Below are 16,920 nucleotides of genomic sequence, written 5' to 3'. Positions count from 1 at the left end.
TTGAGGCAGTTGCCTTGGTCGACTACTTACCAACGTTCACGCGAGCGTTGCGGAACATGCGCATCCAAGCACTGTCTTCACCCCAAGACTCTGGCGCCCAAGAGTTAGCAACCGTACGGAATACACGCTCTGGGTGCGGCATCATAATCGTCACACGACCGTCACGAGTCGTTAGACCTGTGATTGCGTTTGGTGAACCGTTCGGGTTGTTTGGATATTGCTGCGTTGGGTTACCGTTGTTATCAACGTAACGCACTGCTACCGTACCTGAAGCTTCAATCGCATTTAGGTGGTCAGTGTCGCGAACCTCTACGCGGCCTTCGCCGTGAGAAACTGCGATTGGCATACGAGAACCTTCCATGCCATCGAAGAAGATAGAGTCAGACTTCTGAACTTCTACTAGGCTAAAGCGAGCTTCAAAACGCTCAGATTCGTTACGAACGAAGCGTGGCCATAGGTCTGCTCCTGGGATCAGCTCTTTTAGGTTCGATAGCATCTGACAGCCGTTACACACACCTAGTGAGAAGGTGTCTTCACGGTGGAAGAAGTTCTGGAACTGGTCACGTGCTTGGTCGTTGAACAGGATAGACTTCGCCCAACCTTCACCCGCACCTAGAACGTCACCGTAAGAGAAGCCACCACAAGCCACAAGACCTTGGTACTCTTCTAGAACCGCTTGACCCGTCAGGATATCGCTCATGTGGATGTCTGTTGCTTCAAAGCCAGCACGGTCAAACGCTGCTGCCATTTCAACGTGAGAGTTAACACCCTGCTCACGAAGAATTGCCATCTTAGGCTTAACGCCCGTCGCGATGTACGGCGCTGCAACGTCTTCTTTAACGTCGAAGCTCAGTTTCACGTTTAGACCCGGGTCAGAGTTGTCTTTCTTCGCTTCGTGCTCTTGGTCTGCACACGCAGAGTTGTCACGTAGAGACTGCATCTTGTGCGTAGTTTCCGCCCAGATAGTACGTAGCTCTGTACGAGAGCGCTCAATAACAACCGCATCACCAGAAGTGATAACGAAGTCGTCAGACGCTTCAACGCTGCCGATTACGTGAGAGCATGCTGCTAGGCCGTTCGCCGCTAGAACCGCCTTCACTGCTTCTAGGTCGTCATTCTTAACCTGAACAACCGCACCTAGCTCTTCGTTAAATAGTGCCGCTAGCGCATCTTCACCTAGGCCTGCAATATCAGCTTTCACGCCACAGTGACCAGCAAATGCCATTTCAGCAAGCGTTACGAATAGACCGCCATCGCCTTTATCGTGGTAAGCCACTAGCTTGTCATCACGAACAAGGGTTTGCATCGCATCGAAGAAGCCTTTTAGCTGCTCTGCGTTGTCTACGTCTGCTGGCTTATCACCAAGCTGCTTGTAAACCTGTGCCAATGCCGTTGCACCTAGACGGTTTTTACCGTTACCAAGGTCAACAAGAACCAGTGACGATTCGCCTTTGTCAGTGCGAAGCTGCGGCGTGACCGTCTTACGGACATCTTCCACACGACCAAATGCAGTGATAACCAGTGAAAGTGGCGACGTCACTTCTTTGTCTTCACCGTTCTCGTTCCACTTGGTCTTCATCGACATTGAGTCTTTACCTACTGGAATCGTTAGACCCAGTGCTGGACATAGCTCTTCACCTACCGCTTTCACCGCTTCGTAAAGACCTGCGTCTTCACCTGGGTGACCCGCTGGAGACATCCAGTTAGCTGACAGCTTGATACGCTTGATATCGCCGATGTCTGTCGCTGCGATGTTAGTCAGAGACTCACCTACCGCTAGACGAGCAGAAGCGCCAAAGTCTAGTAGAGCAACTGGCGTGCGCTCACCCATAGACATCGCTTCACCGTGGTAAGTGTCGTAGCTTGCTGCGGTTACTGCGCAGTTTGCTACCGGCACCTGCCAAGGACCCACCATCTGGTCGCGAGCAACAAGACCTGTAACCGTGCGGTCACCGATGGTGATTAGGAATGTTTTCTCTGCAACTGTTGGCAGACGAAGAACGCGGTCAACCGCATCGTTCATTTCAATGCCTTCGCGAGAGATCGCAGGGCTATCTACTTTCAGTGTTTTCGCATCACGGTGCATCTTCGGCGTTTTGCCAAGAAGAATGTCCATCGGCATGTCGATTGGCGTGTTGTCGAAGTGTGAATCTTCAAGTTTCAGTTCGCGCTCTTCTGTTGCCACACCCACTACTGCGTATGGTGCGCGCTCACGCTTACAGATAGCATCGAATGCTTCCATATTCTCTGGTGCAACCGCCATTACATAGCGCTCTTGAGATTCGTTACACCAGATCTCAAGTGGGCTCATGCCAGGCTCATCGTTTGGTACGTCACGAAGCTGGAAGATACCGCCGCGCTCACCGTCATCAACAAGCTCAGGAAGTGCGTTTGAGATACCGCCCGCGCCCACATCGTGGATAAATGCGATTGGGTTGTCTTCACCTAGCTGCCAGCAGCGGTCGATCACTTCTTGACAGCGACGTTCCATCTCTGGGTTTTCACGCTGTACTGACGCAAAGTCTAGGTCTTCAGCAGACTGACCAGACGCCATAGAAGAGGCTGCGCCACCGCCAAGACCGATGTTCATTGCAGGACCACCAAGTACGATTAGGCTTGCACCTACTGGGATCTCTTTCTTCTGAACGTGCTCGTCACGGATGTTACCCATACCACCAGCAATCATGATTGGCTTGTGGTAACCACGCACTTCTTCACCTGCGTGAGACGTAACCTTCTCTTCGTAAGTACGGAAGTAACCTAGTAGGTTTGGACGACCAAATTCGTTGTTAAATGCCGCGCCACCTAGTGGACCTTCTAGCATGATATCTAGGGCGTTAACGATACGGCCTGGCTTACCAAAGTCGGTTTCCCAAGGCTGTTCGAAGCCAGGAATGCGAAGGTTAGACGTTGTGAAACCAACAAGACCTGCTTTTGGCTTACCGCCAATACCTGTTGCGCCTTCATCACGGATTTCACCGCCACTACCTGTCGATGCACCCGGCCATGGAGAAATCGCTGTTGGGTGGTTGTGTGTTTCCACCTTCATTAGGATGTGCGCTTTCTCGTGGTTGTAGCCGTATTGACGTGTTTTTGGATCTGGGAAGAAGCGACCTACTTCAGAGCCTTCCATAACCGCTGCATTATCTTTGTAAGCAGACAGAACGTGCTCAGGTGTCGTTTCGAATGTGTTTTTGATCATCTTGAACAGCGATTTGTCTTGCTTAACGCCGTCGATAGTCCAATCTGCGTTGAAGATCTTGTGACGACAGTGCTCAGAGTTCGCCTGTGCAAACATCATCAGCTCGATGTCTGTTGGGTTGCGCTCTAGCTTAGTCACAAAGCTTTCAACTAGGTAATCAATTTCATCTTCTGCAAGTGCAAGACCAAGCGTCACGTTCGCTTCTTCTAGTGCTTTGCGACCGCCAGTTAATAGATCAACATCAGCAACCGGTGCTGGCTCTGCGACTTGGAACAGCGCTGCCGCTGATTCGAAGTCAGAGAAAACCACTTCCATCATGCGGTCGTGGATCACGGCTTTAAGCTCAACAAGTTGAAGCTCAGTCAGTTCGCTTGATGTCTCTACATAGTAAGCAGTACCGCGCTCTAGACGAGTCACTTTGTCTAGGCCACAGTTGTTCGCAATATCCGTAGATTTAGAAGACCATGGCGAGATAGTACCAGGGCGAGGTGTCACTAGTAGCAGTGTGCCAGTTGGCTCGTGCTCTTCGATAGTTGGACCGTAAGTCAGCAACTTCTCTAATTTTTCAACTTCAGACTCATCCAGGTCTGCCGTTAGGTCGGCAAAGTGGGCAAACTCAGCGTAAATACCTGTTACTGGTAGGTTTAGTTCACGACAAAGCTCTAGTAGCTTGTTAACACGAAACTCAGAAAGAGCTGGGGAACCACGCAAAATTCTCATGTGCTTAGGTCTCTTATGCAGTTGATTTAGGTGAAATTCTTATAAATTCAATCAGTTAATAGTAAAAACTGAACTTATAACGATTTCTCCTACCTTGATGCGGCGGTATTATAGAGGATTTTTTTTTGTGACGTAAGCGTTGGCGCAAACGTTTTCGTCATTTTTTTTGGTTTTGCCGAAATACGTTAGAGATCGGCGATAAAGTGACCACTCTCGGGTGTTTCTGCTATCTCGCTTTGCCAAGGACCTCAGCTTTGGTATAAAGACAGCACTAACGTTGTGAGATCTATGAATTAATGCAAAGTCTTTCTGCTCCTCGCTGGCCTAATCGTCGCTGGTTAAAATTGCTATCTGTGTGCCTTTTCTCAATCGGGTTGGCTGGCTGCCAAATCGATTCTGATCCTAAAAGTGAACTCGAAAACATCAAAGAACGCGGTGTACTTCGCGTAGGTACACTCAATAATCAGCTCTCTTACTATATCGGTCCTGATGGTCCTACTGGCCTCGATTATGAATTAGCCAGACAGTTTGCAGACGAATTGGGCGTTCGTTTAGAGATGAAACCTGCTTATCGCCAAGCAAGCCTATTCCCTGCTCTGCAAAAGGGTGAGATCGATATTATTGCGGCTGGACTTAGTCAGTCTCCTGAGCGCATTCAAGGCTTTCGCGCTGGGCCCGCTTACTACTATGTCAGTCAACAGGTTGTCTATAAGAAAGGTCAGTGGCGTCCGCGTAACCTTGAGCAACTCCTCAACAACCAGCAAGAGTTAATCGACCAAGCTGATGGTGAAGAAGTGTTTGCGATTGTCAAAGACTCACACTTTGAAAAGACCATGGCAACGGTGACCGAAGAACATCCAGAGATCCGCTATTACATCGACGCGAATGCTGACGTCAACGACCTGCTAAAACAAGTCTCCGAGGGTAAACTGAAATTCACCATGGCGGACTCTGTCGAGCTTTCTCTGTCACAGCGTATCTACCCTGACCTAGCCCTCGCCTTTGAGATGACCGAAGATCAGCCAATCTCTTGGTACATGCGTAAATCAGAAGATGAAAGCCTGTATGCCTTGCTTATTGAGTTCTTTGGGCAACTTAAACAGACAGGGGATCTAGCAAACCTAGAAGAAAAGTATCTAGGTCATATCGGCGTATTTGATTATGTGGATACCCGCGCCTTTATCCGAGCGCTCGATAGTAAGCTACCTAAATGGTCACCACTATTTAAAAAGTACTCCAAAGAGTTTGACTGGCGTTTGATTGCCGCTTTGGCGTACCAAGAGTCACATTGGAATCCAGTCGCAAAATCACCAACCGGTGTACGCGGGATGATGATGCTGACATTACCGACTGCCAAAAGCGTTAACGTGACCAATCGACTCGACCCTGAACAGTCTGTGCGTGGTGGTGTGGAATACCTACGCCGAATTGTTGATCGCGTGCCTGACTCAATCAGTGAGCACGAAAAAATCTGGTTTGCCCTCGCTTCCTACAATGTTGGTTTCGGCCACATGATGGATGCAAGACGCCTGACAAAACGCCAAGGTGGCGACCCAGATGCGTGGGCGGATGTGAAAGATCGTTTACCGCTGCTGCGCCAAAAGAAGTTTTACAGTCAGACTCGCTATGGCTACGCGCGAGGCGATGAAGCCCGCAACTACGTGGAAAACATTCGTCGTTACTATCAAAGTATCATTGGTCATGTCGATAAACAGCTCGCTGCGCAAGCTGAGGAAGAACTCAGTACCGAAGACTTGATCGTGATTCCACCGCTACCACCTGTGTCAGGCGCGGTTTCTAGCGCAGAGGCAACCATCAGTGCCACGCAATCTACAGAAATACCCGCCGTTGGTGGCAATACAGGTCGCTAACTATCACTCTCTTTCAAGTGTGCGAAATCTAGTTCGCTTCGCACACTTGAAATCCGACCACTAAGCCCTTACATTACTGTTTGAGACTAGAGGAGACGATCGTCCTGATCCCTCGACTTTTCTCATCTGGCAGGTACGTCCGTACCATCCACAAACTGTGCATACTTTTTCAGCGGCTCTAGTCAAGAGTAGAAAAAGTGTGTGTTGGACTCCGACATCGATCCATTGATAAGGACATCTAATACGTCATTATGCGTATAGAGTTAGATCGGAGAGGTTTACCAGTAGTGAAAGGAGGTAGTTTTATGCTTGCAAGGAAACGAAAGCAATCTAAACACCTTAATAAGACGGTGGCAGCAAACCGCCGCAAACGTAAGATGGCTAACAATAAGAAGAAAGTTATTTGGCGTCATCGCGCGTTTATGCAGCTTCTATCTTCATAGATAGCGAGCAGCAACAGCAAAGACAGCAAGCATCTGCGATGCAGATGTTTGCTAAATATCCCATCTAGTTACACCAATCTTCAAAATTCTATCTATTTCAATTCTGGGTGCTATTCCGACTCTAGACGCTGTTTTTAATCTAGGTGCTACTCTGATTCTAAACGCTTGGCTTGTTTCGCTGCTTTAATCTCTTTGCGGCGGCGTTTAAAGAATGCTTGCAACTGATGACGGCACTCTTGCTCCATCAGCCCTGATTCTACATCGGCATAATGATAAGACGCTTGGCTCTCAAATAGATTGAGCACTGTGCCAGCTGCTCCTGCTTTTAAATCTGGCGCACCAAAAACCACCCGCTTTACTCGGCTGTGCAGCAAGGCTCCTGCGCACATAGGGCAAGGCTCTAGGGTGACATACAGCGTGGTATCAAGCAGTCGATAGTTTTCTAACACTTGTCCAGCTTTGCGTATCACCTGCATTTCGGCGTGCGCGCTGGCATCGTGAGCACCAATCGACTGATTCCATCCTTCAGCGACCACTTCACCATCTTTGACAAGCACCGCTCCGACGGGTACCTCGCCCTCTTGCTCTGCATGAGAGGCAAGCTCCATTGCACGTTGCATGAAGGCATAGTCTTGTTCGCTGAAAACGTGTTCTGTCGTAGTCGCTGGCGATGTTGGCTTATCGGTCATGATGCTTCCGGTTTAATGCTTCAGATAAATAGTCGATCAAGGTTCTTATTTTAGACGTTAGCATGCGGTTTTGAGGATAGAGTGCCCAGATACCCTCTTGATCCCCACGGTATGGTGTTAATACTTCCACCAGCTCACCCGTCTCTAAATAAGGCTGCACATAATAGTCGGGAAGCTGCACAATTCCCAATCCTTTTAGTGCGGCATCAACCAGAGCGTAGCCGCTATTGCATTGCACCCTGCCATCAACATGAATCAGTCTTTCTGCCCCTTTGTCTTCAAACCGCCAGTACTTGGTTGACCCGCGAAGGCACTGATGGCGTTTTAATTCCGAAAGTGTATGAGGCTCACCGTGCTTGGCCAGATAGTCTGGGCTTGCACAAACGAACATATGTCGATCCAACAGTTTGCGCGCCATCATACTAGAGTCATCAAGCTTCCCTAGCCTTACCGCAAGATCATAACCCTCTTGAACCAGATCCATCTTTTGGTTAGATAACACCAAATCCAACTCAATCTGAGGGTACTGCAGTAGAAACTCATGCATCAGCGGAGCCAATACCTGCTCTCCAAAGGTGACTGGCGCGGTCATCTTAATCCGCCCAGTAGGGCTGGCTTGCAGCTGTGTGATAGCGAGCTCCGCTAACATGAGCCCTTCAACAAGTGGCTTACAGTGCTGATAGTAGGTTGCCCCAACCTCTGTGACCGAGACCTTTCTGGTCGTACGAACGAACAACTTCACCGCTAACTTGTCTTCTAACGCCGTGACTCTGCGGCTGATATTGGCAACAGAGGTCGAAAGTCGCTCTGCAGCAGCCGTAAAACTCTGCGTCTCTACGACCGCAACAAACTCATTAATACCTTCCCAGTTCGCCATAGACCAATCTCACTATTACAAATCAGTAATAGTGTATTTCAAATTCTCTTAATTATCATTTTTTAAGAAACAAATATACTGCTTGTCATTCGATGCAAACGGAATGAAGTGAACTAACCTTATTGAGTTAGCCGTTTGTGTTCTTACGTATAGATTCATGCCCTTGAAACAACGACCTTGAAGGAAAGGAAAAACCATGACCGAACAATTTATTAAATCACGCGCTGCTGTCGCCTGGGGTCCAAACCAACCGCTTAAAATGGAAGAAGTCGACGTCATGCTGCCAAAGGCAGGTGAAGTACTGGTGAAAATCGTGGCGACTGGTGTTTGCCACACTGATGCATTTACCCTCTCCGGTGACGATCCAGAAGGCATCTTCCCTAGTATTCTTGGTCACGAGGGTGGCGGTATTGTTGAGATGGTTGGTGAAGGCGTAACGAGTGTTGAGGTGGGTGACCATGTTATCCCTCTATACACAGCTGAGTGCGGCGAATGTAAATTCTGTAAGTCGGGTAAAACTAACCTGTGCCAGGCGGTTCGTGAAACCCAAGGTAAAGGTCTAATGCCAGATGGTACGACTCGCTTCTACAAAGATGGTCAGCCAATTTACCATTACATGGGCTGCTCGACCTTCTCGGAATACACTGTTCTTCCAGAGATTTCACTGGCCAAGGTGAACAAAGAAGCCCCACTTGAAGAAGTTTGCCTACTTGGCTGCGGCGTAACGACAGGTATGGGCGCTGTACTTAACACAGCAAAAGTTGAGAAAGGCGATACGGTTGCGATCTTCGGTCTTGGTGGCATTGGTTTGTCTGCAATTATCGGGGCACGTATGGCTGGTGCGAGCAAGATCATCGGTATCGATATCAACGAAAGCAAATTCGAGCTCGCTCAACAACTTGGCGCAACAGACGTGATTAACCCGCAGAAGTTTGATAAGCCAATTCAAGAAGTGATCATCGAGATGACCGATGGTGGTGTTGATTACTCGTTCGAGTGTATTGGTAACGTCAACGTGATGCGCCAAGCACTTGAGTGCTGCCACAAAGGTTGGGGTGAGTCTGTCATCATTGGTGTTGCAGGTGCAGGTCAAGAGATCTCCACTCGTCCATTCCAACTTGTTACTGGCCGCGTATGGCGTGGTAGTGCATTTGGTGGCGTTAAAGGTCGCAGTGAGCTTCCAGAGATCGTTGAACGCTACATGGCAGGTGAGTTTGGGCTACAAGAGTTTATCACTCACACTATGCCTCTTGATGAGATCAACGAAGCGTTCGAGCTTATGCACAAAGGCGAAAGTATCCGCAGCGTAATTCACTACTAAGATCCAGCTTAGGGCTCTGTATACAGAGCCCTTCTTTCATTTAGGTTGATAGAATGACAATAGAAAACCTCAGCCAAGCAAAAGTATTTGGCGGCTGGCATAAGCAATACCAACATACCTCAAGCGCTCTAAATTGCTCGATGCGCTTTGCAATTTACTTACCGCCAGAGGCGAGTGCCGACAATCCAGTCCCAGTGCTTTATTGGCTATCAGGCTTAACCTGTACCGATGAGAATTTCATGCAAAAAGCAGGCGCGTTTCGCGCTGCTGCTAAGCTTGGTATTGCCATCGTTGCACCGGATACCAGCCCTCGTGGAGAAGGCGTGCCGGATGACCCAGACGGTGCCTACGATTTTGGTCTCGGTGCTGGCTTCTATGTGAATGCCACCCTAGCTCCTTGGAATAAACACTATCAGATGTACAGCTACATCGTAGAGGAATTGCCAAAGCTAGTCGAAGAGCACTTCCCTGTAACGAGCGTTCGCTCTATCTCTGGACATAGTATGGGGGGACACGGCGCACTGACTATTGGTCTTAAGAACAGTGACCGCTACCGTTCTATCTCTGCATTTAGTCCGATCAGCAATCCGATGAACTGTCCTTGGGGACAAAAAGCGCTGAGCCATTACCTTGGCAACAATACAGAACAATGGAAGCAATACGATAGTGTCGAGCTTCTGAAAAGTGCCCAAGCTACCCTGCCGATTTTAGTCGATCAAGGTGAAGACGACGGATTTTTGCAAGATCAACTCAAGCCTGACCTGCTACTAGCGGCGGCGGAAAGCTCAGGCAGTGATGTAAAACTTCGCATGCAGCCAGGCTACGATCACAGCTACTTCTTTATCCAAAGCTTCATCGATGATCACTTACGCTTTCACGCCGGATTCTTAAAAGACTAGTTTTCAGCTTGAGAAACTAAAACCGAGAGCGACAAAACAAAAAGCCCGCCAAGGCAATCATACCTGGCGGGCTTTTTTAGTCTCTTACTACAACTTACATAGTGTAAGTGTATGGCGCTTGGATACCTAGCGGGATACCTAGAGCCCAGTAAGCTAGCAAGAAGATAGTCCAACCAATCAGCATTGCGATTGAGAATGGCATCATTAGAGAAGCTAGCGTACCGATACCAGTAGACTTCACATAGCGTTGGCAGTAAACCACAACCAGTGGGAAGAATACCATTAGAGGTGAGATGATGTTCGATACAGAGTCACCAACACGGTAAGCTGCTTGAGATAGCTCAGGAGAGATACCAACAGCCATTAGCATTGGAACTAGGATTGGACCAATCAGTGCCCACTTCGCTGATGCAGAGCCAACCAGTAGGTTAACAAATGCAGTTAGCAGAATCATACCAACGATCGTTGCCTGACCTGGCAGGTTCATCGCTTTCAGACCTTCTGCACCGTAAAGTGCCAGCATAGTACCGATGTTTGACTGACCAAACGCCGCAAGGAACTGTGCACAGAAGAACGACATTACAATGTATGCGCCCATAGTAGACATGGTCGTACCCATCGCTTTAATGACATCGTCGCTGTTCTTAAACGTGCCAGATACACGGCCGTATACGTAGCCAGGAATGATAAACAGGATGAAGATAAGTGGAACGATAGACTGCATTAGTGGTGCAGAGAACGCTGTGATCTCACCTTCTGGAGAGCGAAGTGCTGATGATTCTGGAATGATTGCAGCAATAAGCAGTGCAATACCCGCCATCATAGCCCAACCTGCCGCGCGGAACGCTTTAGATTCAGTTTCAGTGAACGTACCTAGATCTGGTGCTTCTTCTGCATCTTCATCAATTGGCGTGTTCGCTAGGCGTGGCTCAATGATTTTCTCAGTAACATACCAACCGATAGCAACGATGATCACAGAAGAAAGACCTGTGAAGAAGATGTTTGCTAGTGGGTTAACAATGTATTCTGGGTCTAGAACCTGCGCAGATGTTTGCGTGAAACCAGCAAGTAGTGGGTCAATACCAGATGGGATGAAGTTTGCAGAGAAGCCGCCTGATACACCAGCAAACGCTGCTGCAATACCCGCAAGTGGGTGACGACCTGCCGCGTGGAAAATGATACCACCTAGAGGAATAACTAGAACATAGCCTGCATCCGCTGCTGTGTGAGAAACGATAGCAACAAGAATCAGCATAGGTGTTAGAAGTTTCGCTGGCGTGAAGTTCAGCATCTTCTTAAGACCAGTAGTGATGAAGCCTGAAGAATCAGCAACACCAACACCCAGCATCGCAACCAATACGATACCTAGAGGCGCAAAACCAGTGAAGGTTGTGACCATGTTAGCAAGGAAACTAGCCAGAGCTTGACCCGTTAGAAGGTTAGTTACTTCTAATGGCGCGTCTGTGCGTGGGTTAATCAGGTCGAAACTGACATTTGATAAAAGTGCTGATGCAACCCAAACAATAACGAGAGCCCAGAAAAATAAGATAGCAGGATCTGGGATCTTGTTACCCGCTTTCTCAATAAAGTTTAAAAAGCGATCCATTCCAGTCGGCTTTGGAGCTGGCGCTTGATTAATCGATTGGTTACTCATGGTAACTCCGTGTGTGTGATGTTGTTATTTGTGAATCTCAAGGCAAGTTTCACTGTGACATAAAAACTGCGTGACCATTCTATTTAAAAAACATGAAAAGAGTAGATAATTTGGAACTTTTTCCATATTTGTAGACTTATTTTGCAAAAATTACCGATTATCATAACATTTAACCAACAACAATTAGCACAATAGCAAAACAATTATCTAACTAGCACGCAAAATGCCCGATGATATAAAGATAGCTTATAATTTAACCGCATTCTAAAAGCTGAGGCTGTGCATCACTTGGCAAGCGCTATTGGTAAGAGGGTAATGTGCAATGAAAACAGATAGTTGATATTAGAAATCACACAGAGAGAACGATTCCAATAATTCTAAGGTCTGACAACCCGTTGCGATGCTCTGAATGTTAATCAAATTCACTAAAACGAGAGATCTGCGTCGTTAACGATAGGTTTTGTGATTGCCCTAGCCTATCGCTCCAAGACACATTCACGACAACGGTTTTGACATTCCCATCCATGGTGACTGCGGGTACTGTCCAGGTCAGAAAATAGGGATCGCGTAGCTCTGAGCCATCAATAATATCGGCGTCAAAGTCTGCGACAACCATAGAGGAGTCTGCGCTGTTTGCGCCTCGAGTACGAAACCACTCCAACTTTGCCTCTGCCAAACCAAGAGCCTGAATACTGCTGTAGGCATAATCGGAGCGCTGTTCGATGAAAGTTTGCATTTTGACCAGTCCTAGCGCTCCGACGCCAACGAGACACATGGCAATCATCACCTCGATTAAACTAAAACCCCGCTGATTAGAAGTCACGCCATGCTCCCTTTTTCCAGGTAAATAGAGAGGTGGTGGCTTGTGCTTGGCGAATGACATCTCGATTGTAGTGAAAGGAAAGTGAATCTCTAAATAGAGAAACATGGCTTGAGTCTGGGTAATCAAAAAAGACACCACCAGTGATGCTAAAACTTCCGCCCTGGTAATACGCGGCTAAACCATAGTCATCAGGAAAATGAGCCACCGCGCTATCCGCTAGATCGAGCGTTTTCCAGGCTTCTTCAGATGGTGAAAAGTCATAATTAAAATGAAAAACCACGCCATCGAGCGTCGCTGCGCCTTGAAGCGCAAAAAGCCCATCATGTACGACTAGAGTGATTGCTTTTTTCTCGAGCCCTGTAGGGTTGAGTGCCGACTTTATTGCGGCAAGCTCTGTAGAAGAGATAACGCATGAACCTTCAACCCAGAGTTTTCGTGCATCCGCCTCGAGCTGCTCAATGATCTCTGCACCGCAGTTTTTTGCCCCTAGCTGTTCTCCGGCTAAATCAATAACATGGAAATCTCCACTGTCTCTCACAGAGTCATGATACTGAGGCTCGACGCCGAAAAAATCCTTGAAAATGTTAAGCTCCGAGTCTTTCTTGAAATCACTTAACAGGCATTGTGGTTGCGAGTCAGACGAACAACTGCCATCCACTACCGTTTTCTCAACGCAGTCTTTCTCATTGTGCTCAAAGTCCTGATAAGGCAAATTGCCATGAACGACACCACTATTGGTAATCGATGCGTTAGCGGTAAATCGTCCACCAAACCTCACAGCCGTACAATCCCACTTTCCATCTTCAAGTTTTGAGCCAGGGTCCGGTGTGGTGATATTCACAGCACTCTTTGCCACAAAGCTTCCACTACTTTGCAGCGCACCAGGCTGCAGGTTGGAGCTTGAAGGGATAAAACGTCGACTCACCACATGAGTCCCCGCTTTAGCAGAAAGGATGACCTCTTGCGTCGATTCGTCCAAAGTAAAGCTAGGAACAATCTCTATATCAGCATCACATGTGGTTACGATCTCTGGCATCGTTAATGTTGGGATAAACTGTGCTACCCCACATTCAACTCCCCCTTCAGCCTGCCAGTAGGCTTTTCTAGACTCGACTTCATTTTGCGCACGTTTTATCTCGTAGAGTGCAGCTCTATAAGCGCCCATTGTGACTATGAGTCCAACGACCAGTAACAGCCCTGTAGTCATTAGGGTGACGACTCCCGACTGCTTCATCATTGCCCATTCCTTACTAAAAACTGTCGAGTGAGCGTACTGAAAATGTCCTCATTTTGTCGTAGCTGCGCTTCGATGGTCATATCAATAAACTGATGGGAGGCGTTATCGCTCGCCACTAGATGGCTATGTAAGGAAAACGAAATCACATGAATGAGGTTTGGCTCAAATATGGACGTGCAACCAGAAGCTTGTGAGAATGACGTCGCCTTGGCGCCACTCGCAACACTGGTTTTCTCTCGGCATATCGCAAGCCTCCCCCTTTGCCAGTCGTGTTGCCAAACCACGTTTTCCAGCGGTGCCTGACCTCTATCATCTCGATACGCATATTGAGCAACTGAGCCACTCTGAGAGATAAAAATGGTTCCTTGTGACCCAAAAGCCACTAAGCTTTCATCTTTGACGCCATCGTAGCCTGCTCGAATCATGTCGTTTTGAATCCGCCTCGCGGTGGTTGCCAATGCTTGATTCAAAAGCAGCAGTTGAGATCGCTGAGAAGCGTGACTTTGAACGGAAACATAGAGGGAACCGACAAGGGATATCAGCAGAATGCCTGCCGCTGATGCAACCAGCATCTCAATAAGAGCAATGCCTTTTTGCCTTCTCACCTTAGCAAGCCCCCAGACCAAACTCAGCGCCATGTTGACAGGCACGTACCCGACCAGAGTTCGCATCTGTCACGATTTTGGCGAAGCCCTCACTATGGGGATAGGGTTTTATGGTGATATTGCCCGCCGCTCGAGCCGCACCTATAATGTGGTCAACCTTAACTTGCTTTCCATTGTAGTTGACCTCTAGCGTAATGCCGTCAAAAGGCGCGCCAGAGAGCGTAAACAACTTATCCGTATCTGTACTATTTAAGCTCTCGCTGTTGGCCACAACGGCGCTCCAATCACCATTTGAAGCGCCTTCAGGTAGCCCTTCAAAATGCAGCCAAAGCGGCTGATTGCGCAGTATGGATTCTGCTTGTGTCTGCACAATGATGCCGTAAAGTTCTAAAACTGCTCGCTCTACTTTGTTTGACTTAGCGGTATTGGTAAACGCTGGCACCATTGCCATTAAAATAATGCCAGAGATGACGATGGTGATGATCAATTCCAAAAAGGTAAAGCCGCGAACCATTTCCCAAATACCTATGAAACAAATAACAAACAATCCAATCTACTTGCCTTAATCCTAGCAGCAGGCAAAACTCGAAAAGTCTTTTAAAATAGGCAGTTGGATTGACTTAATAGAATGCGATGCAAACAAGGTAATCACAGGCAGCTAGGTTTGACACTGATCGAGTTATTGATCGCCTTAGCCATACTAGGGATCTTAACCTCAATCGCTTATCCCAATTATCACCAACACATTAGGGAAAGCTATAGAATGGTAGCCCTAGGTGACCTGCTGGAGATGCAGCTCGAGTTAGAACGTACTTACAATGCAGGCTATCAGTTTGAAGCTGTGATTTCTGGAGGGGTTTGTTCGGTGTGCGAGTCGTCACTCGATCGTTACCAATTTGAGGTTGTCAGTAGTGCCGCAGCGACTTACACCATCAAAGCCATCGCACAAACGACGACGCGACAAGCCGACGATACTTGCCTTGGTGCTGATAAGGCAATGACCATCGACTCCAAAGGCAATGTATCACCTATCGATTGCTGGTAGAGCACACCACTACTTTATTCGTGCCCGAAATGTAAACAGCCCGCGATAACTTGAGTTATCGCGGGCTGTTGATTAAATCATAAACGAGTTAAGGGCTTAGCTCGTTAGATCATCAAAAAACTTCTTCACACCATTGAAGAACCCTTCTGACTTAGGCTTGTGCGTGTTCGCTGCTTCACCGCCACATGACTCTTCAAACTCATGCAGAAGCTCTTTCTGACGCGCGCTTAGCTTAACAGGCGTTTCTACCACAAGCTTAACGATGAGGTCACCTACACCGCCGCCACGAACGCCTTTCACGCCTTTGCCACGCATGCGGAACATACGACCTGTCTGGGTCTCTTCTGGCACTTTCAGGCTTACACGACCGTCTAGTGTTGGAACTTCCACTTCGCCGCCCAGCGCCGCTTGAGCAAAGCTCACTGGCACTTCACAGTATAGGTTGTTGCCTTCGCGCTCAAAGATGTGGTGCTCTTTCACGTGTACTTGTACATACAAGTCACCTGCTGGTGCACCGTGCTCTCCCGCTTCGCCTTCGCCAGATAGACGAATACGATCACCAGTATCGACGCCAGCAGGGATCTTAACGTTAAGTGTCTTCGTCTTCTGTACGCGGCCTTGACCATGACAGCTGTTACACGGGTCTTTAATGATCTTACCAGTACCGCTACAAGTCGGACAGGTTTGCTGAACCGCAAAGAAGCCTTGGCGCATTTGAACTTGGCCGTGACCATGACAGGTGCCACACGTTTGAGGTGAAGAGCCTTTCTTCGAGCCAGAGCCGTCACACGTCTCACACTCCACCAGCGTTGGGACTTCAATCTCTTTTTGAAATGCCGCGAACCGCTTCTTCTAGCGTTAGCTCCATGTTGTAGCGTAAGTCTGCACCGCGCTGTGCACGATGGCCACCGCCGCCACGACGACCGCCACCAAAGATATCACCAAATACGTCACCGAAGATGTCACCGAAATCAGCACCGCCGCCGCCGAAGCCGCCGCCACCCATGCCACCTTGTTCAAAGGCTGCGTGACCGTATTGGTCATACGCCGCTTTCTTTTGAGGCTCAGTTAGGATCTCGTACGCTTCTTTTACTTCTTTAAACTTCTCAGCCGCCGTCTCATCACCTTGGTTTCTATCTGGGTGATACTTCATCGCAAGACGTTTATACGCCTTCTTGATGTCGCGCTCTGATGCGTCACGATCAACGCCTAATACTTCGTAAAAATCACGTTTTGACATATTGCTTGTTACCAATTACTTCGACAAACAGCCCGACGCTGTTTGGGGATTGTATCGTTCTAGATAAAGATTGGTGTCCTTATCTAGAGCGACATGACTCTCGTAAACTCACTGTTTACAAATTTGCGGGCGTAAAGGTTACCCCAAACGCCCGCATAAATCACTTTTCGAGAATCCAGTTCACTGAATTCTCTAAGCTAGAAGGCTCAAGCTCAAGGAGATGACGCTCAGTTTACCTACTCTTCTAAGAGAAAGGGCAAATGAGCATCACCGACGCCGAGATTGGGTCTTCTA

13 protein-coding genes and 2 pseudogenes are annotated in these 16,920 nt (G+C 48.2%); 6 read left to right on the top strand and 9 right to left on the bottom strand.

Features of this window, described 5'->3' with window-relative positions:
* Positions 1–22 precede the first annotated feature (22 nt).
* Entirely contained in the window at positions 23–3,922 is a 3,900-nt protein-coding gene (purL, locus tag AC6I8Y_RS03540) for a phosphoribosylformylglycinamidine synthase (protein WP_394153453.1), read from the bottom strand.
* Positions 3,923–4,218: 296 nt separating this feature from the next.
* Between purL and mltF the strand changes: the two genes are divergently transcribed.
* Positions 4,219–5,793 (top strand): membrane-bound lytic murein transglycosylase MltF, encoded by a 1,575-nt coding sequence (gene mltF / locus AC6I8Y_RS03535; RefSeq protein WP_498020786.1) that lies wholly within the window; start codon positions 4,219–4,221, stop codon positions 5,791–5,793.
* 305 nt (positions 5,794–6,098) lie between these two features.
* The gene (locus AC6I8Y_RS03530) at positions 6,099–6,236 is read left to right on the top strand and encodes a hypothetical protein (RefSeq protein WP_197058801.1); all 138 of its coding nucleotides are present in this window, start codon (positions 6,099–6,101) and stop codon (positions 6,234–6,236) included.
* A gap of 146 nt (positions 6,237–6,382) precedes the next feature.
* Here AC6I8Y_RS03530 and tadA read toward each other — a convergent pair whose 3' ends face one another.
* The gene (tadA, locus tag AC6I8Y_RS03525) at positions 6,383–6,925 is read right to left on the bottom strand and encodes a tRNA adenosine(34) deaminase TadA (protein WP_394153449.1); all 543 of its coding nucleotides are present in this window, start codon (positions 6,923–6,925) and stop codon (positions 6,383–6,385) included.
* On the bottom strand, positions 6,915–7,802 hold the full coding sequence (locus AC6I8Y_RS03520) for a LysR family transcriptional regulator (protein WP_394153447.1): 888 nt from the start codon (positions 7,800–7,802) through the stop codon (positions 6,915–6,917). Before AC6I8Y_RS03520 ends, tadA begins: the two co-directional genes overlap by 11 nt.
* A 196-nt stretch (positions 7,803–7,998) precedes the next feature.
* Between AC6I8Y_RS03520 and AC6I8Y_RS03515 the strand changes: the two genes are divergently transcribed.
* Positions 7,999–9,123, top strand: a complete 1,125-nt coding sequence (locus AC6I8Y_RS03515) for an S-(hydroxymethyl)glutathione dehydrogenase/class III alcohol dehydrogenase (RefSeq protein ID WP_128647859.1) — start codon at positions 7,999–8,001, stop codon at positions 9,121–9,123.
* Positions 9,124–9,176: 53 nt separating this feature from the next.
* Positions 9,177–10,022, top strand: coding sequence for an S-formylglutathione hydrolase (gene fghA, locus AC6I8Y_RS03510; protein WP_498020785.1), 846 nt, complete (start codon positions 9,177–9,179; stop codon positions 10,020–10,022).
* A gap of 94 nt (positions 10,023–10,116) precedes the next feature.
* Here fghA and AC6I8Y_RS03505 read toward each other — a convergent pair whose 3' ends face one another.
* The 5 genes from AC6I8Y_RS03505 to AC6I8Y_RS03485 form a co-directional block, all read right to left on the bottom strand.
* Positions 10,117–11,676 (bottom strand): AbgT family transporter, encoded by a 1,560-nt coding sequence (locus AC6I8Y_RS03505; RefSeq protein WP_234494407.1) that lies wholly within the window; start codon positions 11,674–11,676, stop codon positions 10,117–10,119.
* A 412-nt stretch (positions 11,677–12,088) separates the two neighbouring features.
* Positions 12,089–12,499, bottom strand: coding sequence for a type IV pilus modification PilV family protein (locus AC6I8Y_RS03500; RefSeq protein ID WP_498020784.1), 411 nt, complete (start codon positions 12,497–12,499; stop codon positions 12,089–12,091).
* Entirely contained in the window at positions 12,489–13,736 is a 1,248-nt protein-coding gene (locus AC6I8Y_RS03495) for a hypothetical protein (RefSeq protein ID WP_498020783.1), read from the bottom strand. Before AC6I8Y_RS03495 ends, AC6I8Y_RS03500 begins: the two co-directional genes overlap by 11 nt.
* A complete protein-coding gene (locus AC6I8Y_RS03490; protein WP_498020782.1) occupies positions 13,733–14,374 on the bottom strand; it encodes a PilW family protein in 642 nt (213 codons plus the stop codon). The genes AC6I8Y_RS03495 and AC6I8Y_RS03490 overlap by 4 nt, the downstream gene beginning before the upstream one ends.
* Positions 14,343–14,855 carry a pilus assembly FimT family protein gene (locus tag AC6I8Y_RS03485; protein ID WP_498020781.1) on the bottom strand — a complete coding sequence of 171 codons (513 nt, stop codon included), beginning with the start codon at positions 14,853–14,855 and terminating at the stop codon, positions 14,343–14,345. The genes AC6I8Y_RS03490 and AC6I8Y_RS03485 overlap by 32 nt, the downstream gene beginning before the upstream one ends.
* Before the next feature lie 114 nt (positions 14,856–14,969).
* Here AC6I8Y_RS03485 and AC6I8Y_RS03480 point away from each other — a divergent pair.
* Both AC6I8Y_RS03480 and AC6I8Y_RS03475 read left to right on the top strand, forming a co-directional pair.
* Positions 14,970–15,035: pseudogene (locus AC6I8Y_RS03480) on the top strand (prepilin-type N-terminal cleavage/methylation domain-containing protein); the annotation flags it as partial.
* 69 nt (positions 15,036–15,104) lie between these two features.
* The gene (locus AC6I8Y_RS03475) at positions 15,105–15,386 is read left to right on the top strand and encodes a type IV pilin protein (RefSeq protein WP_498021431.1); all 282 of its coding nucleotides are present in this window, start codon (positions 15,105–15,107) and stop codon (positions 15,384–15,386) included.
* Between the two features lie 96 nt (positions 15,387–15,482).
* On the opposite strand, the pseudogene dnaJ reads toward AC6I8Y_RS03475, so the two are convergent.
* Positions 15,483–16,626: pseudogene (gene dnaJ / locus AC6I8Y_RS03470) on the bottom strand (molecular chaperone DnaJ).
* Positions 16,627–16,920: the final 294 nt, after the last annotated feature.

It is taken from the genome of Vibrio sp. KUL78 (assembly GCF_059725505.1).
This window is presented reverse-complemented; position numbering and strand designations above follow the sequence as displayed.